The 21,193-nt window shown below is 61.4% G+C and carries 18 protein-coding genes and 1 tRNA gene; 9 read left to right on the forward strand and 10 right to left on the reverse strand.

Features of this window, described 5'->3' with window-relative positions; genetic code table 11:
* Positions 1-11 precede the first annotated feature (11 nt).
* The 7 genes from C7440_RS03145 (at position 12) to C7440_RS03175 (ending at position 8,559) form a co-directional block, all read left to right on the forward strand.
* Complete coding sequence (locus C7440_RS03145; RefSeq protein ID WP_116517956.1) at positions 12-3,044, forward strand: efflux RND transporter permease subunit; 3,033 nt, start codon at positions 12-14, stop codon at positions 3,042-3,044.
* Positions 3,045-3,221: 177 nt separating this feature from the next.
* Complete coding sequence (gene dnaQ, locus C7440_RS03150; protein ID WP_116517432.1) at positions 3,222-3,932, forward strand: DNA polymerase III subunit epsilon; 711 nt, start codon at positions 3,222-3,224, stop codon at positions 3,930-3,932.
* A 54-nt stretch (positions 3,933-3,986) separates the two neighbouring features.
* On the forward strand, positions 3,987-4,883 hold the full coding sequence (locus C7440_RS03155) for a TetR/AcrR family transcriptional regulator (protein WP_116517433.1): 897 nt from the start codon (positions 3,987-3,989) through the stop codon (positions 4,881-4,883).
* A 185-nt stretch (positions 4,884-5,068) separates the two neighbouring features.
* Positions 5,069-5,569, forward strand: coding sequence for an acyl-CoA thioesterase (locus C7440_RS03160; protein ID WP_165832427.1), 501 nt, complete (start codon positions 5,069-5,071; stop codon positions 5,567-5,569).
* A gap of 44 nt (positions 5,570-5,613) precedes the next feature.
* Entirely contained in the window at positions 5,614-6,786 is a 1,173-nt protein-coding gene (locus tag C7440_RS03165; protein WP_116517435.1) for an acyl-CoA dehydrogenase family protein, read from the forward strand.
* Positions 6,783-8,315: a class I adenylate-forming enzyme family protein gene (locus C7440_RS03170; RefSeq protein WP_116517436.1), complete on the forward strand. Its 1,533-nt coding sequence runs from the start codon at positions 6,783-6,785 to the stop codon at positions 8,313-8,315. The genes C7440_RS03165 and C7440_RS03170 overlap by 4 nt, the downstream gene beginning before the upstream one ends.
* A gap of 169 nt (positions 8,316-8,484) precedes the next feature.
* Positions 8,485-8,559 (forward strand) — tRNA-Val (locus C7440_RS03175).
* Between the two features lie 199 nt (positions 8,560-8,758).
* On the opposite strand, the gene C7440_RS03180 is transcribed toward C7440_RS03175, so the two are convergent.
* Positions 8,759-9,712 carry an SDR family NAD(P)-dependent oxidoreductase gene (locus C7440_RS03180; protein WP_116517437.1) on the reverse strand — a complete coding sequence of 318 codons (954 nt, stop codon included), beginning with the start codon at positions 9,710-9,712 and terminating at the stop codon, positions 8,759-8,761.
* Between the two features lie 181 nt (positions 9,713-9,893).
* On the opposite strand from C7440_RS03180, the gene C7440_RS03185 reads away from it, so the two are divergent.
* Positions 9,894-11,270, forward strand: a complete 1,377-nt coding sequence (locus C7440_RS03185; RefSeq protein WP_116517438.1) for a carotenoid oxygenase family protein — start codon at positions 9,894-9,896, stop codon at positions 11,268-11,270.
* 98 nt (positions 11,271-11,368) lie between these two features.
* On the opposite strand, the gene C7440_RS03190 is transcribed toward C7440_RS03185, so the two are convergent.
* The 9 genes from C7440_RS03190 to C7440_RS03230 all read right to left on the reverse strand — a co-directional run bounded on the left by C7440_RS03190 (position 11,369) and on the right by C7440_RS03230 (position 19,891).
* Positions 11,369-11,749 carry a type II toxin-antitoxin system VapC family toxin gene (locus C7440_RS03190; RefSeq protein ID WP_116517439.1) on the reverse strand — a complete coding sequence of 127 codons (381 nt, stop codon included), beginning with the start codon at positions 11,747-11,749 and terminating at the stop codon, positions 11,369-11,371.
* Complete coding sequence (locus C7440_RS03195; protein WP_116517440.1) at positions 11,746-11,952, reverse strand: type II toxin-antitoxin system VapB family antitoxin; 207 nt, start codon at positions 11,950-11,952, stop codon at positions 11,746-11,748. The genes C7440_RS03190 and C7440_RS03195 overlap by 4 nt, the downstream gene beginning before the upstream one ends.
* Positions 11,953-12,152: 200 nt before the next feature.
* Complete coding sequence (locus C7440_RS03200; RefSeq protein ID WP_116517441.1) at positions 12,153-13,364, reverse strand: PepSY-associated TM helix domain-containing protein; 1,212 nt, start codon at positions 13,362-13,364, stop codon at positions 12,153-12,155.
* Complete coding sequence (locus tag C7440_RS03205; RefSeq protein WP_116517442.1) at positions 13,364-15,892, reverse strand: TonB-dependent siderophore receptor; 2,529 nt, start codon at positions 15,890-15,892, stop codon at positions 13,364-13,366. Before C7440_RS03205 ends, C7440_RS03200 begins: the two co-directional genes overlap by 1 nt.
* A gap of 102 nt (positions 15,893-15,994) precedes the next feature.
* Positions 15,995-17,008, reverse strand: coding sequence for a FecR domain-containing protein (locus C7440_RS03210; RefSeq protein ID WP_017525620.1), 1,014 nt, complete (start codon positions 17,006-17,008; stop codon positions 15,995-15,997).
* A 4-nt stretch (positions 17,009-17,012) separates the two neighbouring features.
* Entirely contained in the window at positions 17,013-17,525 is a 513-nt protein-coding gene (locus tag C7440_RS03215; RefSeq protein ID WP_165832428.1) for a sigma-70 family RNA polymerase sigma factor, read from the reverse strand.
* Positions 17,526-17,737: 212 nt separating this feature from the next.
* Positions 17,738-18,181 (reverse strand): type II toxin-antitoxin system VapC family toxin, encoded by a 444-nt coding sequence (locus C7440_RS03220; protein ID WP_116517444.1) that lies wholly within the window; start codon positions 18,179-18,181, stop codon positions 17,738-17,740.
* The gene (locus C7440_RS03225) at positions 18,168-18,431 is read right to left on the reverse strand and encodes an AbrB/MazE/SpoVT family DNA-binding domain-containing protein (protein ID WP_116517445.1); all 264 of its coding nucleotides are present in this window, start codon (positions 18,429-18,431) and stop codon (positions 18,168-18,170) included. The genes C7440_RS03220 and C7440_RS03225 overlap by 14 nt, the downstream gene beginning before the upstream one ends.
* A gap of 272 nt (positions 18,432-18,703) precedes the next feature.
* Positions 18,704-19,891 carry an ABC transporter substrate-binding protein gene (locus C7440_RS03230; RefSeq protein WP_116517446.1) on the reverse strand — a complete coding sequence of 396 codons (1,188 nt, stop codon included), beginning with the start codon at positions 19,889-19,891 and terminating at the stop codon, positions 18,704-18,706.
* Positions 19,892-20,156: 265 nt separating this feature from the next.
* Between C7440_RS03230 and C7440_RS03235 the strand changes: the two genes are divergently transcribed.
* On the forward strand, positions 20,157-21,179 hold the full coding sequence (locus C7440_RS03235) for an aromatic ring-hydroxylating oxygenase subunit alpha (RefSeq protein ID WP_116517447.1): 1,023 nt from the start codon (positions 20,157-20,159) through the stop codon (positions 21,177-21,179).
* The last annotated feature ends 14 nt before the right edge of the window (positions 21,180-21,193 follow it).

Below are 21,193 nucleotides of genomic sequence, written 5' to 3' on the forward strand. Positions count from 1 at the left end.
CGGGCGCTTCCATGCTTTTATCCGAAGTCTGCATCAAGCGTCCCGTCTTCGCCACCGTACTGTCGCTGGTCATCGTACTGATCGGGTTTATTTCGTACGAACGCCTGACCGTGCGCGAGTATCCCGCCATCGACGAGCCGGTGGTTTCGGTGCGCACCGACTACAAGGGCGCTTCGCCCGAGGTCATCGAATCGCAGGTGACCAAGCCGCTTGAAGACCAGCTGGCGGGCATGGAAGGGGTCAACGTCATGACCTCGCGCAGCCGGTCCGAGCGCAGCTTCATCAACATCAAGTTCAATCTCGACCGCGACCCCGACGCGGCGGCGGCCGACGTGCGCGACAAGGTGGCCCGGGCGCGGCGCTTCTTGCCGGACGAAATCGACGAGCCCATCATCAGCAAGGTCGAGGCCGATTCCTCGCCCGTCATCTTCCTGGCCGTGAACGCCGGCAGCATGAATACGCTCGAGGCTTCCGACTACATTACCCGCTACGTCAAGACGCGGCTGTCGGTGCTTCCCGGGGCGGCCGAGGTGCGCATCTACGGCGAGCGCCTGCCCTCGATGCGTATCTATGTCGATCGCGCCAAGCTGGCCGCCTACCGCCTGGCCGTGCAAGACATCGAAGACGCCCTGCGTTCGCAGAACGTCATGATCCCGGCCGGCCGCATCGAATCCGAAATGCGCGAATTCTCGGTGGTGTCGACCACCGACCTGCAGACGGTCGAGCAGTTCCGCGATGTCATCGTGGCGAACGTGCAGGGCTATTCAGTGCGGCTCAGCGACGTGGCCGATGTGCAGATCGGGCCGGCCGACGAGCGGATCATGGCGCGCTTCAACGGCCATGACGGCTTGCTTATCGGCATTACCAAGCAGTCGACGGCCAACCCGCTCGACCTTTCAAAGGCCATGCGCGCCGAGCTCGAGCTCATCAACGAGGGCCTGCCCCCCGGCATGAGCATCGACGTGGCCTACGACAGTTCCATCTTCATCGAAGAGTCGATCAAGTCGGTGTACCACACCATAGGCGAGGCCATCGTCCTGGTGATTCTGGTCATCTTCTTCTTTTTGCGCAGCGTGCGCGCCAGCCTGATTCCCATTGTGACGATACCGGTGTCGCTGATCGGCGCATTCGGCATCATGTATTTCCTGGGTTTTTCGATCAACACGCTTACGCTTCTTTCCATGGTGCTGGCCATCGGCCTGGTAGTGGACGACGCCATCGTCGTGCTCGAGAACATCTACCGGCACATCGAAGAAGGCAAGACGCGGCTCGAGGCGGCCTTCATCGGCTCGAAGGAAATCGGCTTCGCCATTGTGGCCATGACGCTGACCCTGGTCACCGTGTATGCGCCGTTGGCCTTTGCCACGGGCCGCACCGGGCGGCTGTTCATCGAGTTCGCCCTTACCCTCGCCGGCGCGGTGCTGGTGTCGGGCTTCGTGGCCCTTACGCTTACGCCCATGATGTGCGCCACCATATTGCGGCATCAAAGCGGGCACGGGCGGGTGTACACCTTTATCGAGAATCTGCTGGTGGGCCTGACCACGCGCTATCAGAGCAGCCTGAAGCTGGCCTTGCGGCATAGGGTCATCGTGCTGGGGCTGGGCCTGCTGGTGGCCCTGGGCAGCGGGGTGCTGTTCAAGGTGGTCAAGAGCGAGCTGGCTCCGGTCGAAGACCGCGGCGTCATCTACGGCATCGTCACCGCGCCCGACGGCGCCACCCTGGACTACACCCTGCAAAGCATGAAGCGCATCGAGGCCATGTACGCCGACATTCCCGAGGCCTCGGGCAATCAGACGGTCATCGGCTTTCCCACGGTGGTCGACGGCTTTGCCATCCTGCGCCTGAAGCACTGGAACGAACGCGACAAATCGCAGCAAGAGATCGCGGCCGAATTGCGTCCGCGCTTCAACGCCCTGCCGGGCGTGCGCGCCTTTCCCACCAACCCGGCTTCGCTGGGCCAGCGCGCCACGACCAAGCCGGTCGAGTTCATCATCATGAGCCAGGCCTCGTATCCGGAGATCGCCAAGTTCACCGATGCTTTCATTGAGCGCCTCAGCGACTATCCCGGCCTTCAGAACCTGGAGATGGACCTGCGCCTGAACACGCCCGAGCTCCAGGTGGCGGTCAACCGCGACAAGCTGGCCGACGTGGGCGTGGACGTCGGCACGGTGGGCCGCACGCTCGAGTCCATGCTGGGGGGGCGCCAAGTAACGCGTTTCCGCGATGGCGGAGAGCAGTACGACGTCATTGTCCAGGTCAAGAAAGAAGACCGGGCCGACCCGCGCGACATCTCCGACATCTACGTGCGCGCCCGCAATGGCGACATGGTGCAGCTTTCCAACTTCCTCGATGTCAACGAAAGCGTGTCGCCGCAGTCGCTCAACCATTTCAACCGCCTGCGTTCGGTCAAGGTCGAGGCGGCGGTGGCGCCGGGCTACGCCCTGGGCGAAGTGCTGGCGCACATGCAGTCGGTGGCCGACGAGATGCTGCCCGAGACGGCGCAGACCGACCTGGACGGGCAATCGCGCGAGTTCCGCGATTCTTCGGGCAACATCTACCTGGTCTTCCTGATGGCGCTGGTCTTCATCTACCTGGTGCTGGCAGCCCAGTTCGAAAGCTGGCGCAATCCGTTCATCATCATGCTTTCCGTGCCGCTGTCCATGACCGGCGCGCTGCTGGCCTTGTGGCTGTCGGGCGGAACCCTTTCCATCTACAGCCAGATCGGCCTGATCACGCTGGTGGGCCTGATCACCAAGCACGGCATCCTGATCGTCGAGTTCGCCACCCAGCTGCGGGCCGAAGGCATGGAGAAGGTCGAGGCCGTGGTCCAGGCCAGCATACTACGCCTGCGTCCCATCCTGATGACCACCGGCGCCATGGTGCTGGGCGTGCTGCCGCTGGCCTATGCCACCGGTGCCGGCGCCGAGTCGCGCCAGCAGATAGGCTGGGTGCTGGTGGGCGGCTTGTGCCTGGGCACTGTGCTTACCCTGTACGTGGTGCCGGTGGCCTATACGCTGATCGCGGGCAAGGTAAGCCGCAAGTAGGGGCGCCCGCAGGGGCACTGGCGTGCGTGGCGGGCGCCGCTTGCCTGCGCAGCTGCGCTCTTCGGCCCGCGGGCCGCGCGGGCGGCAGCCATGCTGCATGGATGCGCAGACCGTTCTACAATCAGGGCCGGGCCGTCATGAGGCGGCCCGAGTTTTTTCAGCCGGGGTCAGCCGTTCATGCGCCAAATCATTCTTGATACCGAAACCACGGGCCTGGATCCGGCGCAAGGCCACCGCATCGTCGAAGTGGCCTGCGTCGAAATGGTCAATCGCAGCCTCACGGGCAACCATCTGCACCTGTACCTCAACCCCGACCGCGACAGCGACCCCGAGGCGCTGGCCGTGCACGGGCTTACCACCGAGTTCCTGTCGAACCATCCCCGGTTTTCAGAGATCGCGCACCACGTTTGCGATTTCGTGCAAGGCGCCGAGGTCATCATCCACAACGCGGCTTTCGACCTCAAGTTCCTCGATGCCGAACTGAAGAAGGTGGGCCGGCCGGCCTTCACCACGCTATGCGGCAAGATCACCGATTCATTGCTGCACGCGCGTGAGCTTCACCCCGGCAAGCGCAATTCGCTCGACGCCCTGTGCGAACGCTACGGCATATCCAACGCGCATCGCACCCTGCACGGCGCGCTGCTCGACTCCGAGCTGCTGGCCGAGGTGTGGCTGGCCATGACGCGCGGCCAGGACGCGCTGATCATGGATTTCGGCGGCGCCGACACGCAAAGCGCCAACGGCATGAAAATGGAGCGTTTCGACGCCTCGGTGCTGCGGGTGTTGCCCGCCGGCCCCGACGAGACGGCGGCGCACGAAGCCTATCTGGACATCCTGGACAAGGCGGCGGGCAAGCCCTGCGTGTGGCGCGCCCAGGCGTCCGAGTAAGCGCGGCCGGCTGGCAGCCTTAACCCGTCAGCGGCCCGGCGCACCCTCTCATCCATGGCCAAGAGCCCTTCTTCCGCCGATCCATCCAGACTGGACATCGAGGCCAGGGTGCTTGAGTACGGCCTGGAGCAGCCCACCCTGGGACAGTTCTCTGTCGCCCAGGCCCTCCAGGCCCAGGGCCTGAAGGTGTCGGCCTCGACGGTGCGCAATATCTGGAAGCGCCACGGGCTGGAAACAAGTTATCTGCGCCTGCTTGCCAAATCCAAGGGCATGAACGGCGGCGACAAGACCGAACTGAACCCCGACGAGCAAAGCCATCTCAAGCGCGAGCGCCGGAATCGGAAGCTGGCGGCGAAGGCCAAGGGCCAGGACGAGGCCGTGTCGGCCCTGCGGCGCGAAGAGGTGCTGCTGGCCGCGGCCCGCATCTTCGCGGACAAAGGCTACGCCGAAACATCGCTGCGCGAAGTGGCCGCGGCAACAGGCATGCAGCCCGCCTCGCTGTATTACCACTTTGCCTCCAAAGAAGATCTGTTCGCGACGGTTCATCATCTGGGCATCAGCCGCGTGAACCAGGCGCTCGACGCCACGGCATTACAGCATGACGACCCCTGGCGGCGGCTGGAAGAGGCCTGCGCCACCGCCCTGAAATTCCAGCTGAATCCCAGCGACCTGGCCGTTGTGGTGCGCGTGGATCCGGGTATCCGCTACCCCGCGCGCCTTCAGCGGCGCATCGACGCCGACCGCGCTTCATATGAAGACCGCTTCCGCCGCCTGATCGACGAACTGCCTCTGCACCGAAAGGCCGACCGCACCCTGCTGCGCCTGACCCTGCTGGGCGCCTTGAACTGGACCAGGGTGTGGTACAGGCCCTCGGGGCCTCTTTCGGCCGAGGACATCGGCCGGCAGCTCATACGCATCGTATTCGGCTACGGCTTTCAGCGCGCTCCGTAGCTTCATTCCCGACATTTCTCTGGCTCCACACGCGTCGCCGTATATACGGCGCTTCTGTTGCGGGAAAGCCTGCATTCAAAATAACTTGTCTAATATTTGTTCGACAAGGTATTATGGGCAGCATATGCCGCGGGGCGCAAGAATGGCCCCTGCTTCTTCAACAGGCGCAACGCCACGGAGACAACATGCAATTGAAGAACGTCGACTACGACGCACCCTTTGTTCACCAGCGAACCATCCGTTTCGGCGAAACCGATGCCGCCTCCATCGTCTATACCGTGCGCTTCTTCGACTACGCGCTGGATGCCATCGACGCCTGGTACGCTGAAGTGCTCACGGTAAGCCTCTACAGCCTGAACACAGAGCACGGCCTCAGCTGCCCCTTCGTGCATGCCGGCATCGACTTCCAGTCGGCGCTGCGGCCGGGCGAACAGTTGAACGTCACTGTGCTGGTACAGGCGCTGGGCCGGTCTTCGCTCACCTTCCGGATACTCGGCGCGCAGGCGGACGGCACGCCTTCCTTCTCGGGCACTTTTACCGTGGTGTTCGTCGACGGGGCCGCCATGCGTTCCATACCCATTCCCGAGCCCCTGGCCGAACGCATCCGCGAATACCAGGCACGCTGCCCGGCGGGCGATGCGCCGGGCAGCGTGCGTGGCGCCCTTGCCGGCTCCGTGGCCCCCTGAAAATACGCAGCCAGATCCCGATACACTTTTTGCGAGTATTTCAAATGCCTATCCAGAACCCTTGGGACGAAGAAGTAGTGCAGGGCGTCCAGCGTTTCGTCCAGCAGAAAATCATCGGCCGTGCGCAAGAGCTCGAGGCCGACCCGAGCTACCCTGAAGAAATCGTTTCGGCTCTTAAAGAGCTTGGCCTGTTCAGCATTGCCGTGCCGCAAGAATTTGGCGGGCTCGAGCTTTCCGTGCCCACTTACGCCAAGATCATGGAAGAGCTCGCCGCCGGCTGGACGACGCTCAGCTGTTTCCTGAACAGCCACACCTCGGCTTCCAGCATACTGGCCAGGCACGGTACCGCGCAGCAGAAACAGAGCTGGCTGCCCTCCATGGCCACCGGCGAGCTGCGCGTGGCCATTGCCCTTACCGAGCCCAATGGCGGCTCTGACCTGCAGGCCATACGCAGCAGCGCGCGCAAGCAGGCCGACGGCGGCTACGTGCTGAACGGCTCAAAAATCTTCATCACCAATGGCGCCCGGGCGGGCGCCGTGGTGGTGCTGGCCCGCACTGGCAGCGGCAAAGACGGCATCAGCTTGTTCATGGTCCATAAAGGCCTGGCGGGTTTCACCGTGGGGGCCAACGCACGCACCCTGGGCCATAGCCATATCGACGTGGCCGAGCTTGTATTCCAGGACGTAAAGCTACCTGCCGAAGCGCTGGTGGGCCAAGTAGAAGGGCAGGGCCTGAAGCAGATGCTGGACGCACTGGAAACCGGCCGCATCGCCATGGCGGCCACCGCAGTGGGCCTTTCGCGTTCGGCCCTTAAAGCCGCGCAAGACTTCGCGGCGCAGCGCGTCGCCTTCGGCACCGAAATCATCAACCACCAGGCAATACAAATGTACCTTGCCGACATGGCCACGCAGACCATGGCCGCGCAGTCCCTGGTCCAAACGGCCGCGGTCGTCAAGCAAAGCGGCCAGCGCGCCGACATGGTCTGCGGCATGGCCAAATTGTTTGCCGGCGAAACCTGCGCCAAGGTCGCACTTGATTGCGTGCGCATCCACGGCGGCGGCGGCTTTGTTTCCGACTTTCCGGCAGAGCGCTACTATCGGGAAGCGCCTTACTTTATCGTTACCGAAGGCACCAACGAGATCCAGAAGCTGATCATCGCCAAGCGCATGCAAGCCGGCGACGCCCAGGCACTGGGCTTGGAAGGAGGACACCCATGAACGACGCCGCCCAGCTGGTGCACGAGGAAGCCTTGAACGCCTTGAGCCTGATCGACCGCCACATACAACAGCAGCCCGATCACACCGCCGTCTTGTTCGAAGACCAGGCCATCAGCTACGGCCAGCTGGGCCAGGGGGCGAATGCCATGGCCCTGGCGCTGCGGCAGAAGGGCGTGGGTCCCGGCAGCCGCGTCTGCATCATCGCTCGCAACCACCCCGACTACTACGCAGCCTACCTGGGCGTACTCAGGGCGGGCGGCACGCTGTTCCCCATCAATGCCGATCTTAGCCGCAACGAAGTCGCCTACATCGTGCAGAAGTCGGAACCTGTGCTCGTCATGCACGACGCGGATTGCCAGCAAACCGTGCTCGACACCTGGAGCCAGAACGGATTTGCCGTACCGCATTACGCCTTGAGCGATCTACTCGAGCTTGGTGCCGGCCTGCTTTCGCAACACGCGCCAGGCACCGACGAATGGCCTCAGCGCGAGCCAGACAGCGTTGCCGTCGTCATTCATACCTCGGGCACCACGGCCCTGCCCAAGGGCGTGGTAGCCACCGACCATATGGAGATCGCTTCCGCCCAGGCCCTTATCAAGGCATGGCGGCTTGCGCCGCAAGACGTTTCCGTTTGCGCCTTGCCGCTTTCTTATACTTTTGGCCTCTTCACGGCCTCGTTCGTCGCGCTTTGCGCTGGCGCCACCGTGCTGCTGTTCAACAAGTTCAACCCGGTGCGCGTGCTCGAAGGCATCGAGCGGCACGGCGCGAGCTATATGGTTGGGGTGCCCGCCATGTATGCCATGATGCTCGAGCATGTCGAGCAGACCGGGCGAGCCTACCAGCTGGCCCGAGTCCGATTCATGGCTTCGTCGGGGGCGCCCATCGCCTCCATCACCAAGAAAGAGTTTCATCGCCGAATGGGCGTACCCCTGCTTGAATACTATGCATTGTCAGAGTGCACGCCCATATTCTCCTTCGACTTCAGCGACCCCATGCCGCCCATCGGTTCATCGGGCAAGCTGGTTGCCGGCGCCGAGGTCAAGATTCTTGACGACCAGGGCCAAGCCGTGGCTGCAGGCGAAACCGGCCGGTTGTTCCTGCGCTCTGAGCGCCTGATGCCCGGCTACTACCTTGACCCCGAACGCAACGCCGCAGCCTTTGTGGATGGCTGGTTCAACACCGGCGACCTGGCCTATTGCGATAGCGAAGGCTATTTCAATGTGGTGGGCCGCGAACGCGACCAGGTCATTTCCGGCGGCCACAAGATTTCCAGCGCCGAGGTCGAAGACCAGATCCTGTTGCACGAAGCCGTGGCCCAGGCGGCCGTGGTGGGCAGCCCCGACAAGATTCTGGGCGAAGTCATCAAGGCCGTGTTGGTGCTCAAGGACGGCTGCAGCGCCGATACCGCCGGCATCATCGCCCACTGCGAGCAGCGCCTTGCCAAGCATAAGGTGCCCCGCATTGTAGAGTTCAGGGCCAGCCTGCCCACCAGCCCGGCGGGCAAGGTGTTGAAGCGGCAGCTGGTCTGACGTTAGCGCGGGGCTGGGCTGGATGGCGCGGCGCCCCAGACGGTTGACGCCGTGTGGGTTGGTGCATGGACTGCGGCGAACCTGCGCCCAGGCCGCCTGGTGGCGGCCAAATTTCGTGTTAGAATAGCGGACTTCACTTCCCAAAGCATTCATCGCTTTCGGCGCTTTGGGGCGGTTAGCTCAGTGGTAGAGCACTGCCTTCACACGGCAGGGGTCACTGGTTCGAACCCAGTACCGCCCACCAGTAAATTCCCTTTAAAATCAACGAATTAATGTGCCGTTAAGCATAAAGTGGGCTCTTCTCCATTAACGGGGGATCAGGGCATTCATCACACTCGGTTAATTACACCATCCCAGCCGCATAGGGCCAAGACCCTGAGCCGGTAATTCTCAAAGTTCCTGAACCCTACGCACGGCGTGATGGCCCGTTACGCATGAACGAGCTATTTGGACGGGCCGTCCTGATCATCTTCGCGTTTCATGCGAGCGCGAATGCCGCCGTCTATAGTCGCGGTGTCGGTCATCGGCTGGTAGATCGCTCCCGTGCTGGGAGCAAGGGGGGATGCTTTTTCTACCTCCCGGTGGGCGATATTGGCCGACATTCGTTCAGTAAGATCCGGAAAAATGTGGTGTGACACATTTGAAGCATGTGAGATCCAGCCGACGGGCATTTCTTCCTTCGGTTCGACACAAGCACGGACGATTGCATCGATGACGATCTCGGGGTCGTCCATGGCCAGCATGCGCGGCTCATGGCCGGTGTAATTGGCGGCGTGCGTCCACCAAGGTGTATCAACGGCCCACGGCATAATTGTTCCCACCTTGATATCCTCATTTCCCGCCAGCCGAAGTTCTTCTCGCAGGCTTCGGCCCAGGCTGAGCACCGCCGCCTTCGAAGCGGCATAGGAAGTCTGATAGGCCAGAGGAACCTCGCTGTCGATGGAGCCCATGTTTATCAGTGTGCCAAACCCTTGTTCGCGGAATTGCCTCAGGGCCACATGGGCACCATAGATCAGGCCCTTAAGGTTGACATCGATCACTCGCGCATGGTCCTCAATTGGAATATCCCAGAATAGGCCCAAGGCACCAATGCCGACATTGTTGATCCATACATCGAAGCGGCCGAAGCGCTGAACCGCGGCCTGCGCCAGGCGCCCGACGTCCCGTGCATTGCTGACATCCATTCCAATGGCCAGGGCACTGCCGCCCGCCGATTCGATCTCGGCAGCGAGAGCCTCAAGGGCGGCTGCGCGCCGTGCACCGAGTACGACGTTGGCCCCCTGGGCGGCCAGCTTAAGGGCGGCGCCGCGTCCAAAGCCACTGGAGGCGCCCGTCACGACGATGGTGGCGCCAGCCACATCCCGGCGCTTGGACGGGCTATTCGTGCTGTTTTGCATGCTCGTGCTCCGAAAAGTGGAAATGCTTGGAATGCTGAGCAATTTTCGAGCCGAAGAATGGCAGAAGCTTGCCGCTGCGCCATTGCAATAGCAGTCACCGGGGTGAGACGCCTGCCGGGCCACGCGGCAGTATTATTGCAATGTGAAAAACTCGAAACAGTTGCGGGCCCCTGCGGAACCAATGGCTACCCAGAGCCCATTCCAGCTGAGAAATATGGAACCCTGGACAAGCGACAATCCATTCTTGACTCGGGCGTTAGCGCCCGTCTTTGATGAACGAGACGCAGCCGACCTGGCGATCGAGGGCCGGATACCTTCCGGCATGCGTGGCATATTCATGCGCAACGGCCCCAATCCTCAGTTCAAGCCCGACGATCATTACGCCTATCCGTTCGACGGCACCGGAATGATCCACGCTGTCTACATAGAGGATGGCCGGGCACGATATCAGAACCGCTGGGTGCTGACCACGGAACTGGCAGAAGAGAGGGCTGCTGGTCAACGTCTTTATCACTCCACCCTTTCCGCGCCGCCGCATGCGAATCTTGCCAATACCAATATCATCCATCACGCTGGCCGCTATCTTGCGCTCTTTGAAGGCGGCGCGCCTTACGAATTGGACCGCGACCTTAACACGCTGGGCGTCTTCGACTACGATGGTGTGCTACCGGGCGTAATGTCTGCGCACCCCAAGGTGGATCCGGTCAGCGCTGAGCTTTTTTCGGTGCAATACGATCTGGAAACGGGCGAATTGCTTTATTTGCGCGCCGACAAAACCGGGCGTATCGATCGCATCGTACCGTTTCAGTCGCCCTGGCCCGCCATGGTCCATGACATTGCGCTGACACAGCACCATATCGTCGCCTTCGTGTGCCCCTTGGTATTCGATTTCTCGCGTCCGGGTCCCCCCGCCACTTGGCAACCGGAAAGGGGCACAATGGTTGCGCTGATCCCGCGCGACGCACAGGCAGCGCAAGACGTGCAATGGATCAACGGCCCCGCATTCTTTCATTGGCATGTGATCAACGCTCATGAAGAAGGAGACCGTATCGAGGTGGTCGTACCCTGGTACGACTCGTTCTCGTTGACCGGCAGCGCCAGAAAGCTGGAGTTGCATCGGATGATTATCCATGCCGATACCGAGCTGGTGGAAGATCAGACGATAGATGACCAGGCTTGCGAATTTGGCCGCATCAACGACGCATATCTAGGGCGCAAGGCCCGCTATTGTTACGTCGGCCTGCGTGCGCCGCGATCCGGCGAGACGCCCCAGGTGGGCGCCTTCGAGGCGATCGCTCGGTACGATATGGATACCGGGCAAAAAGTGGTTCATCAGTTTCCCCATGGCGTCACAGTGGGTGAGCCGGTATTCGTTGCCGCGCCCGAGAGCCTGCGGGAGGACGACGGCTTCATCGTCACATTCATACATGAAGAGGGACGTTCCGACGGCGGCTTCGTCATCCTCGACGCGCGCCACATCGAGCGGGGGCCGATGGCCGTGGTGCGCTTGCCGCGCCGGGTGCCCGCAGGGTTGCATGGCTCGTGGACACCGATGTGATGGTCCCTGGAACTTGCGGGGTGACCAAGCAAGTCTTCGTACTCCAGCCATAAGGCATTCTAATAAAAATCGTCGGAGTCGCGCTGAAGCGCGAGTGCTCAGTGAGCCGTTGGCCGGTGTTTTACGCCAAAGCGTTCCGCCAAGGCTGAAAGGCGCTTGTCCAGTGTCCAGAGCTCTGTTTGTGGCGTCATCATGGTCGAAGCCAAGAGCAGCATATCAACCAGCCCGCAGCCTGAGCCGTAAAGTTTTTCGGATTCGACAAAGTCCAGGGTTTCTTTCAGAGTTGCTTGTCGGGAGTACTGCAGGTTATCGAGATCGATCAGAGTACGTGCCCGATTTGGTGGGGTTCCACAGGCCAACTCGCCAAGAACCATGGGGTGCACCATGACATGATCGCGCTCCAGCAAATAGACCAATCCCTGGTTCTCGCGCTTGAAGTGATCGACCCATACCGAAGTATCAACCAGTACACCCTTCATGTTTCGGCGGGCTCTTGTTGGCGGCGCGGTATATGGGGCATCTGAGGCGCTGCCCCCCCAAGGGCCGCAAGTCGTTTCGCAGACTGTACACGTACGTACGTTTTGACTGCTTCACGAATTAGGTCGGCTTTTTCGATACCTGGCTCGGCTACTTGCAGCGCTCTTTCAAATAACGCATCGTCAATCGTTACGGTAGTTCGCATGGGTCGCCTCCATTAAGCCTGCATCAATATGTGCATCATATTACATCAAAACTGTGTTTGTGCCCGCGTTTTATTGTGTGTGTGCGCTGCAGGCATACGGGGAGCCCCCTCAAGGAGGCTGGTGTAATGACCCACCCGCATCTGCACCCCCAGTGAGCAGAAAATCAGCGGGTCATTACAATTCGCATGGGTTGCCTCCATTAAGCCGTGGGTCGCAACTTGCGCGTTGTCCGCGCCCGACGCTTGCGCGCCCAGATCACCAGTCCGGTCATGCTCAGAGCCGCAACAGCAATCCCCATGAGCGATATCAACACGCGTCCCGGCGTGCCCAGCAGCCGCCCGGAGTGAAGCGGCAATTGCGCCTGCATGAAAATGTCGCCGCCGGTGCCTCGACCCGGTACCTTTTCGCCGATGATCGTACCCGTGTCTCCGTCAAGGTAGAGCACCTCGTTCCCCATGCCGTCGTCATCCCGGTCGTCTTCGGGCGTGAAGAACGTCACGCCATAGACGCCGAAGCGTTGGGCATAGAAGATGGACCCAGGGGGGGCGGCCCAGCCGCGGCGGCGGCCCTCGGCCTGGGCTACTGCAATGGCCTGCTCCCGGCCCAGCAACGGTTCGGCCAGTTCCCGCTCGCGACTACCCTGGCGCGATTCGAATGGCGAGGGCGTCAGAGGTGAGAAGACCGACACCAGCGGCCGCATCACTTGCGTACCCAGGTTCAGCGACACCGAGGTCACGGCCAGCATCAGCAGCAGACCCCACACCCACACGCCGCCGGAGCGATGGACATCGAAATTGAGCTTGGCCCCGCCCTGGCGCAGCCGGAAGCTCAACGACTTGCGCCAGGTGCGCCTATTGGGAAACGAGATACACAGCGCCAGGAAACTGTCGACGATCCAGACGGCCGACACGACGCCCATCAGCCACACCCCGAAATCAATTCCCCAGCCCTTGGGAATGTGCATGGTGTAGTGCAGCTTGTAGAGGAAGGGCAGCAGATCTTCGCGCGATAGCGATATTCGGCCCCACTGCCGCCGTCCCTGGACCTGGCCGGTGGCCGGATCCACTGCCAGCTGGTTGAAGCCGAGGACATACGGCGCGCCGGTGGCGGGATCGATGCGCGGGGCGACGCCCAGCATCGCCGTATGGCCGGGTTCCAGTGCGAGCGGCAAGAAGCTGACCCGTAGGCGCGGATCGTCCGCCTCGGCCCGGCGGGCCAGCTCCAGGGGCGGAAGCGGGCTGTCCGTCTCGCCGGAGGCGGCCCGGAACAGCCCGGGATTGGCCCACTCGTCGAGTTCGTGATTCCAGGCGATCACCGCGCCGGTCAAGCCGGCGATAAACAGGAACAGGGCGATGAACAGGCCGCACCAGCGGTGCATCACCACCAGCGCGCCACGCGTGCCGCCGCGCATCAGAACTGGTAGCGCGCGGTCAACATCACGTTGCGCGGCTCGCCATAGACATTGCTCGGAAAGCTCACGCTGCCGGACAGCGCGTTGTAGTACTTCTTGTCGAAGATGTTGTTGATATTGAGCTGCATGTCCAGCTTCGATGTCGCCTGCCACCCGACCACCAGGTCGACGACGGTGTAGGCGCTCTGGGCAATGCGGAAGGGTACACCGCTGGTGGTGCCCTCGTTATAGATCGAGTCCTGGCGGTAGATCGAGCCGCCGATGCGCCAGCCGTGAAGGGCGCCGGGCAGCCGGTACATGGTCGACAACTTGAACAGATGTCGCGGCGTGTCGGTGTCGAAGAGCTCGCCCACATTGCTGGGATTCGCATCCTTGCGATAGCGCGCGATGGCCACCGTGTAGCCGATACTTACCTGCCAGTTGGGCGTGATGGCCCCCTGCACCTCAAGTTCCACGCCCTGGCTGCGCACCTCGCCAGCAGCCGAATAGCAGGTAACGCTCGGGTAGCCTGCGCATTGGCTCTGGTCGGAGCTGCGGTAGGCACGATTTTTCTGATCCATGCGGAACACTGCTGCCGAGGCATTCAGCGCACCATCGAAGTATTCGCCCTTGATACCGATTTCGTAGTTGCGGCCCACCACCGGTTCCAGCAGCTTGTTGTTGGCGTCCCGGTAGTTCTGGGGCTTGAAGATGTCGGTGTAGCTGGCGTAGAGCGAGTGTTGGTCGTTCAGGTCGTAGACCAGGCCGGCGTACTTTGTCAGCTGCTCGTTGACGCTGTAGCGGTTATGCGCAGTGACGGATGGCGTGTTCGAGGTGAAGTTCGGATAGGTGTTGACGGTGTCGTTGTAGTCGAACCAGTCCATCCGCGCGCCCAGTATCAGCTTCAGCGGGTCGGCCAGGGTCAGGCGCGTCGTGGCATACACGCTTTGCTGGGTGATCCTGGCGTCCATCCAGTCTCGCAGCGGAATGTTGGGGTTGGCGACGGCGCCCGGGTCGAAGTTGAAAAGGTCGAGGTCGTCGTCAAGAACCACGCCTTGGCGGCTGTTGCCGTCGAAATCGACCTTACGGTAGCTGGCGCCCAGTACCAGCTCGTGCGTGCGGCCCAGCAATTCGAAGGGGCCATTGGCGTACAGGTTCACGCTGCTTTGCTTTTCCTTATGGGCGTTGCGCGCACCCAACTGCCTGTAGTTGCCGGTGGTGATGTTGTAGTTGAGGTAATGGCCCAGCATGTCGACATCGGCCTGCGCATAGTACGCCGACAGGTGCATGCGCCAGCCGTTATCGAACCGGTGGTCGAGTCCCAAGAAGGCCGAGTCGGTGGTCTTGTTCCAATGTTCCCAGTCATTGGCGTAGGACGTGGATCGAGGCAGTCCCAGATCGCTGCCGTCGCTCGCCACGGGCAGGCCCGTGAAGCCGTTGCCGTGCAGCCGGTTCTCATGATGCAGCGCGCTGAGCGTCAGCATGGTGGAGGCACTCAGGTCTTTCTCCAATATCCCATAGAACGTTTGGCCGTTGCTGCTTTCGCCGCGCTTGTAGCTTCCATGGTCCTGAGCGGCGATCACGGCGCGACCGCGCAGGCTGCCGTCCTCCGATAGCGGACCAGAGGCGTCCAGCTCTGCTCTATAGCGGTCCCAGCTGCCCGCGCTCACGCCGACGGACACCTGCGGCACATCGGTCGGCCGCTTGCGCACCAGGTTGATGGCGGCCGACGGGTTGCCTGCGCCCTGCATGAGTCCGGTGGCGCCACGCACGATTTCCACGCGGTCGTAGATAGCCATGTCGGTGGCCAGCAGGTCCTGCGACAGGTTAGAGCTGTCCAGGCTCACGGGCAGGCCGTCGTACATGATGTTGTCCACGTACATGCCGCGCGAATAGAAGGATGCGCGCTCTGGCCCGAAACGCCGGAATGTCAGGCCGGGAGCAGCCTGCACCACGTCGTTGACCGTCGCCAGGCCTTGATCCTGGATGCGTTGACGGGTAATGACGGTGACCGCCTGCGGCGTCTCGCGCATGGACAGATTGAGCCGGTTGGCGGTGCTCATGCTGCCGCTGGTGTACGAGCGCGTGCCCTCGGTCGTGCCGTCGGCCGCAGCGGTGCCGGTCACCGTGATCAGGGGCAGCATGGCGGCGTCGGGCGCTTCGGGTGAGAGCGTGTTGTCGACACGCAGCACGAACGCACCATTGTCCAGTTGCACGGCTTGAAGGCCGCTGCCGGCGAGCAAAAGGGCCAGCGCGTCGGTTGCCGGATGTCGGCCATTTACGCCGGCCGTGCGTTTGCCTTGGGTTTGCTCGGCGGTGAAGGTCAACATGATGCCGGCCGTGCTGGCCAGCTGACGCAACGCCGGAGCCAGCGGCCCGGCGGCAATCCTGAAGTCGGTCGCGGCGGTTCCGGCGGCAGCAGCGGCGCCTTGAGCATGCGCGAGGGCCGGTGCGCCGGCCGCCAGGGTGATGATCAGCGCCAGGGCGGCAAGCGCAACAGGAGATGAATGTGGGCGCCCCGAATCTTGAGCGCGGTGCAGGTTCGGCATGTTCTTCCTTATGGTTGGACCTCCGAAAATTCCGGTCCCTTATAAGGTAGGTGCCGCGAAAACGCCGATCGGGCAGTCGATGCGCAAATTTTTTTCGTGGCCTTATTCAGCCGGTACGACCGTCGCCCAGAAACGGGTGCGCCACTGCACGCGTACCGGCAGCACGCTGGGCAGTGTGGCCAGGATGCGGTCGGTGTCGGCCAAAGGGAAGACACCTGAAATGCGCAGACCCGCGATATGCGGATCGACGCGCAACACGCCCGGCCGGTAGCGACCCAGTTCGGCCAGGAAGTCGTCCAGCCGCTGCTCGTCAGCCACCAGCTGACCCCGCGCCCACGCATCCGCGTGTTCATCGGCTGGGCGCGGCGCCTCGACCGCGTTGCGGCTGAACTGGGTCCGCTCGCCGGCGTGCAGCAGACGTGCACTGCCGGACCCGCTCCAGGGGGAAACTTCCACGGCGCTCTCCAGAACGGCCACACTGGTCCGTTCGGCGTGCTGTCGTACGGTGAACCGGGTGCCCAGCGAGCGGATGCTGCCTTCGGCAGTCGCCACCCACAGCGGCCGCGGATCGGTCAGCCCCGGCCCATGGCCTGTGGCGACCATGATCTCGCCCGCCACCAGCACGATGCGGCGCTGGTTCGTGTCGAAGCGCAGATCCACCGCGCTGTCCGTGTTGAGCGTCAGCCGGGTGCCGTCCTCGAGTGTGAAGTTGCGCTGCTCGCCAGTGCCGCTGCGGCAGTCGGCCAGGGTGGGTTGCCAGGTGCCGGTGTGAGAGGCGAGGAGCCCGGCGCCCGTGGCCAAGCCGCCCCACAGCAGCATTCGGGTGGCCCGCCGGCGGGCGGGGGAGGACGGTCGGTCGCTCGCGCCGTAGGACGACAGGGCCGCATAAGCCGGAGCGCGCTCCAACGATTTCATCCGGCCCGTGACGGACTCGACGTGCTGCCAAGCGGCTTCGTGGTCGACATGCGCCTGGCGCCATTGCTGCCATTGGCGTTGCTGTTCATCGCCCGCCTCTCCGGACATCAGCAGAGTGAGCCAGTCCGCGGCAGCATCCGCGGTGGTCCGGCTGATGACCCGACCGCTGGGCAGGATCAGTGTGTCTCTATTGGAGGCCATGATGTCAGACAGCCAACGCGAACATGCATTCGCGGTTGGCCCTGGTCAGATATTGCTTTACCGAACTGGTCGAGGTCCCCAACCGCTTGGCGATCTCGGCGTAGCTCAGTTCGACCAGGTGTGCCAGCAGAAAAGCTTCCCGCACCTTGGGAGGCAGGCCATCGAGCACGCGGTCGATCTGCTGCAGGCTCTCGACGGCCATTAGCTGCGCTTCCGGCGAAGGAGCCACTTCCTCCGGCAGGCAGGCGAGGGCCTCGAGGTAAGCGGTTTCGAGCAACTGCCGGCGGTGCCGGTGTGCGAGGAGCCGACCGGCGACCGTCGCCAAGAACGGACGCGGCTGCCGGATCTCGACAGCCGCGGTCTTGCGGTCGAGCAGGCTTAGAAAAGTGTCCTGCGCCAGATCCGCGGCCGCGAACGTGTCGCCAACCCGCCTGCGCAGCCAGCCTTGAAGCCACGTGCTGTGCTCGACATACAGCTTGGCCAAATCATCGGTAATAGGAGGATCCTGGGCGGGCATGAGGACGGAAAAGAAAAGCCTATCAAATGAGAATTGATCTCATTATATATGATCACAATCGAACTAATCGATTCCGTGCCTCAGGGTCGATCTATGCTTTAACAGAATGGCGGCGTTCTCCCGGCGTCATGTCGAAGCGGCGTGGGGCACCGGCATCTTGCCGCGGTGGATCAAGCACTAACGCAATCAAAATCGTCGGTTTTTTTCGGCTCTTAAAGGTTGGGACTAATACAGCGCAAGCGTGGGAAATAGTTACGATAGGGCCGCTCGTCGCGGCTGAGTACGCTCAGGTTGGCTGCAGCCGCATGGGCGCCAATGTAGAAATCAGGCAGTGGAACCAGGCGGGTTCCGCCTGCACGCCGGTAGTTCAAATACGCCTTTGCGGCTAGCCCTGCGCAGGCCCATGGCAGGGGGCTGCGCAGCGTTTCGTAGACGTCGAGCATCGCGTCCAGCGCCTCGATGTCGGGACCGGGGACCAACAACTCGGTGTAGATCACCAGATTGACGTGCAGGGGCGCTTGCTCGCTGCAACGCTGGATCTGATCGACAGACCACTCATGCCAGTGGCTTTCGGGGTCCATGCAGTCGATCCAGATATTGGTATCGACCAGAAAGCCGGCCGACCCATCGTACTTGGACAGATCAAGCACGGTCATCGACGTCGGGGCGCAGGAATGCCATGATGGACTCACCGTCCATCTGCCTGAAGGGCTTATCCAGGCTCGTGCGCACTCTGGCGGCAGCCGCGCGCAGCGCTGTACGCCGGTCGTCCGTTCCCGTGCCGACTTTCTGGATGATGATTTTTCCGCCTTCCAGAGCAAAGGATACCTGGCTGCCCGGCAGGATGCCGGCGGCGTCACGCAGGCGCTTGGGAATGGTGATTTGCCCTTTTTCAGTGACTTGCATGGCCAGGCTCCAATAAAGTAGTAATTCCTAGTTGGAATTCTACCTTCCTCGGATGCTGGATGTAAATGGATGCGCGGACACTGTGGCCTTGCCAACGAGTCTTCGGGCCTCGGCGTCCTTGGGGAGCACATTGGCGATTCAGGTCCACTTGCCCACGGGCGCCGAGATGCCGGTCAGGCGCCGCAGGGCACGACAATAGCGATCCAGCGGCCGAAGGCAATCGCCATACCCGTCGGCCCGACGATGCGCCTGGCTTTTCGTAAGGCGAGAGCTTACTTACTCGGATCTTTAAATTTGGGAATTAGGTCGATTTCGACATTCTGCAGCTTTCCGTCGACCTTCTCTACTTTGCGGATGTAGATGTTCTGAACGATATCCCGGGTCTCGGGATCAATCGAAATCGGTCCGCGAGGGCTTTCCCATTCCATGCCCTTGGCTGCCGATATGAACTTGTCGCCGCTTGCATCGCCACCCGTTTTCTTAAGGGCGCTGTAGATCAGGTGCATGCCGTCATAACCGGCGACAGACAAAAAGTTGGGCCGCTTTGATGGATACGCCTTGTAATACGCTTCGGTATATGCCTTGTTCTTGGTGGAGTCATGGGCCTCAGAGTAGTGAAACGATGTAATCGCCCCGATGGCGGTTTCACCGGTTGCATCAAGCACATCTTCGTCCGTCAAGTCTCCGGTCGAAATTATCTTTACGCCCATATCGCGCAAGCCGCGTTGTTCAAAGCCTTTCAGGAATGCGACACTTTGTTCTCCGGCGGGGACAAACAGGAACACAGCATTGGGTTTGCTGTCTTTGATGCGTTGTAAAAATGGAGCATAGTCGGGGTTCTGCAGAGGCACCCGAACTTCGCCGACAATCTCGCCACCCGCTTCGGTAAACGTCTTGACGAACTGTTTCTCGGCGTCATGACCGGGGCCATAGTCCGCGACCAGCGTATATACCTTTGTAATGCCTTCCTTCGCCGCCCATGTGGCCATGGGGGCGGAGGTCTGCGGCATGGACATGGATGTCCGAACCACATAAGGCGACTTCTCCGTCACCGAGGAGGTCGCAGCGTTCATGACCACCATCGGTATCTTTGCCTGGGCTGAGAGCGGGGCGACTGCGAATGCAGAAGGCGTGACCCCGAAGCCTGCAAGGATTTCCGCCTTGTCTTTGACGATCAACTCCTGGGCTGCGCGCTTGCTTATCTCCGGCGCAACGCCGGTGTCGTCTTTGATGATGAGCTGAACTTTCCGTCCTTCGACGGTGTCGCCATGCTCGCTCAAGTAAAGATGCACGCCATTCAAGATTTGCTGGCCGTAGCTGGCAAAAGGGCCAGTCATCGGAAGAATCATTCCGATCTTCAGGTCTTCGGCGGCGTAGCTCGCACTGGAGGCGGCGAGCGCCAATGCGGCAAATGTACTGGCTAAATATTCCACTCGGGGGCGAGTCGAGGTAATCATCATGTCTCCAGGAATGTATTTTTGAATCCTCCAGCGAATTAATGCTGGAAGTGGCGGAACCAACCGAAAGCCAGGGCAATTGGTAAGCCAGCCTGACTAGATTGTCAGAGCAGCTGACTAAATTGTCAAGAACCAACCAGAACGCTTGACACACGGAGCGCGTCTCTCTCACAATATAGTCAGGAAAGCTTACTAAATTACCCATTTGCGGGCACAGGCGGGATTACGTCGATTGCCACGCAGAGAAGATATGCTAAGGAGGTGACAGATGAAGTTCGTCAAGAATATATGGTATGCGGCGGCCTGGGCTTCGGAGATTACGCCCGAAACATTGATATATAGAAAAATAATCCAGGAACCGATACTGCTTACCCGGCGTCAGGACGGCACGGCTATTGCGATGTCCAACGTGTGCCCGCATCGATTTGCGCCTCTTCATCTTGGCTGTAAAGAGGGCGACAAAATACGTTGTGGTTATCACGGACTGGAGTTCGATACGAACGGTAAGTGCGTTGGCAACCCCAATGCGCCGGGAAATATTCCTGCGGCAATGCAGATTCCCACGTACCCGCTAGTGGAAAAGCACACGATGCTCTGGGTATGGCTTGGCGACAAGCCAGCAGATGAAAGCTTGATTCCAGACTATTCAATCATGGAAGAAGGCGACGGTCTGTCCCGGGATCGCGGCCATTTCACAATGGATGTCAACGTCGAGCTGGTCGCAAACAATCTAATGGACTTGAGCCACGCTTCTTTTCTTCACGACGGTTTGCTGGCAACCCCCGAGCACGCAGATTCCGAGATCAAGGTGATTCAAGAGGGAAACACGGTAACCTGCGAGCGCTGGGCTCGTAACGTTCCCGTACCGAAAGTCTTCGACTTGATCTTCCGGCGCGATGGAAAGAATGTGGATTTCTGGACCCGCATGCGCTGGGATCCCGCAGGCTGCTTTTTACTCGATGTCGGCTGCCATGCGGTGGGGGAAACCCGTGAACAAGGGGCGGGCTACATCGGCATTCACATTCTCACTCCAGAGTCGGATAGCCGCACGCATTATCACGTAGGCATCGTGAGAAAGCCGGTGGAGGAGGCGGACGAAGAGTTCCAGGCCGAGATCAAGCAGCTGCGCCTGCATGCGTTCAAGAATCAGGACGAACCTATGATGATGGCGATGCAGGAGATGCTCGGGGTCGACGAGCTGCTGACCCGTAAACCGGTGTTGTTTAATGTGGATGCGGGTCCGATGCGGATGAAGCGTGTTTTGGACGAACTGTTGGAAGCAGAGCCATAGTCCGCACTCATTTG

Origin of the sequence: Pusillimonas noertemannii (assembly GCF_003096595.1) — a bacterium.
Lineage (GTDB): Bacteria > Pseudomonadota > Gammaproteobacteria > Burkholderiales > Burkholderiaceae_B > Pusillimonas > Pusillimonas noertemannii.

Coding starts and splice junctions, on each gene's coding strand:
- C7440_RS03145 (WP_116517956.1), top strand. CDS start 12: ATGCTTTTATCCGAAGTCTGCATCAAGCGTCCCGTCTTCGCCACCGTA.
- dnaQ (WP_116517432.1), top strand. CDS start 3,222: ATGCGCCAAATCATTCTTGATACCGAAACCACGGGCCTGGATCCGGCG.
- C7440_RS03155 (WP_116517433.1), top strand. CDS start 3,987: ATGGCCAAGAGCCCTTCTTCCGCCGATCCATCCAGACTGGACATCGAG.
- C7440_RS03160 (WP_165832427.1), top strand. CDS start 5,069: ATGCAATTGAAGAACGTCGACTACGACGCACCCTTTGTTCACCAGCGA.
- C7440_RS03165 (WP_116517435.1), top strand. CDS start 5,614: ATGCCTATCCAGAACCCTTGGGACGAAGAAGTAGTGCAGGGCGTCCAG.
- C7440_RS03170 (WP_116517436.1), top strand. CDS start 6,783: ATGAACGACGCCGCCCAGCTGGTGCACGAGGAAGCCTTGAACGCCTTG.
- C7440_RS03180 (WP_116517437.1), bottom strand. CDS start 9,712: ATGCAAAACAGCACGAATAGCCCGTCCAAGCGCCGGGATGTGGCTGGC.
- C7440_RS03185 (WP_116517438.1), top strand. CDS start 9,894: ATGGCTACCCAGAGCCCATTCCAGCTGAGAAATATGGAACCCTGGACA.
- C7440_RS03190 (WP_116517439.1), bottom strand. CDS start 11,749: ATGAAGGGTGTACTGGTTGATACTTCGGTATGGGTCGATCACTTCAAG.
- C7440_RS03195 (WP_116517440.1), bottom strand. CDS start 11,952: ATGCGAACTACCGTAACGATTGACGATGCGTTATTTGAAAGAGCGCTG.
- C7440_RS03200 (WP_116517441.1), bottom strand. CDS start 13,364: ATGCGCGGCGGCACGCGTGGCGCGCTGGTGGTGATGCACCGCTGGTGC.
- C7440_RS03205 (WP_116517442.1), bottom strand. CDS start 15,892: ATGCCGAACCTGCACCGCGCTCAAGATTCGGGGCGCCCACATTCATCT.
- C7440_RS03210 (WP_017525620.1), bottom strand. CDS start 17,008: ATGGCCTCCAATAGAGACACACTGATCCTGCCCAGCGGTCGGGTCATC.
- C7440_RS03215 (WP_165832428.1), bottom strand. CDS start 17,525: ATGCCCGCCCAGGATCCTCCTATTACCGATGATTTGGCCAAGCTGTAT.
- C7440_RS03220 (WP_116517444.1), bottom strand. CDS start 18,181: ATGACCGTGCTTGATCTGTCCAAGTACGATGGGTCGGCCGGCTTTCTG.
- C7440_RS03225 (WP_116517445.1), bottom strand. CDS start 18,431: ATGCAAGTCACTGAAAAAGGGCAAATCACCATTCCCAAGCGCCTGCGT.
- C7440_RS03230 (WP_116517446.1), bottom strand. CDS start 19,891: ATGATGATTACCTCGACTCGCCCCCGAGTGGAATATTTAGCCAGTACA.
- C7440_RS03235 (WP_116517447.1), top strand. CDS start 20,157: ATGAAGTTCGTCAAGAATATATGGTATGCGGCGGCCTGGGCTTCGGAG.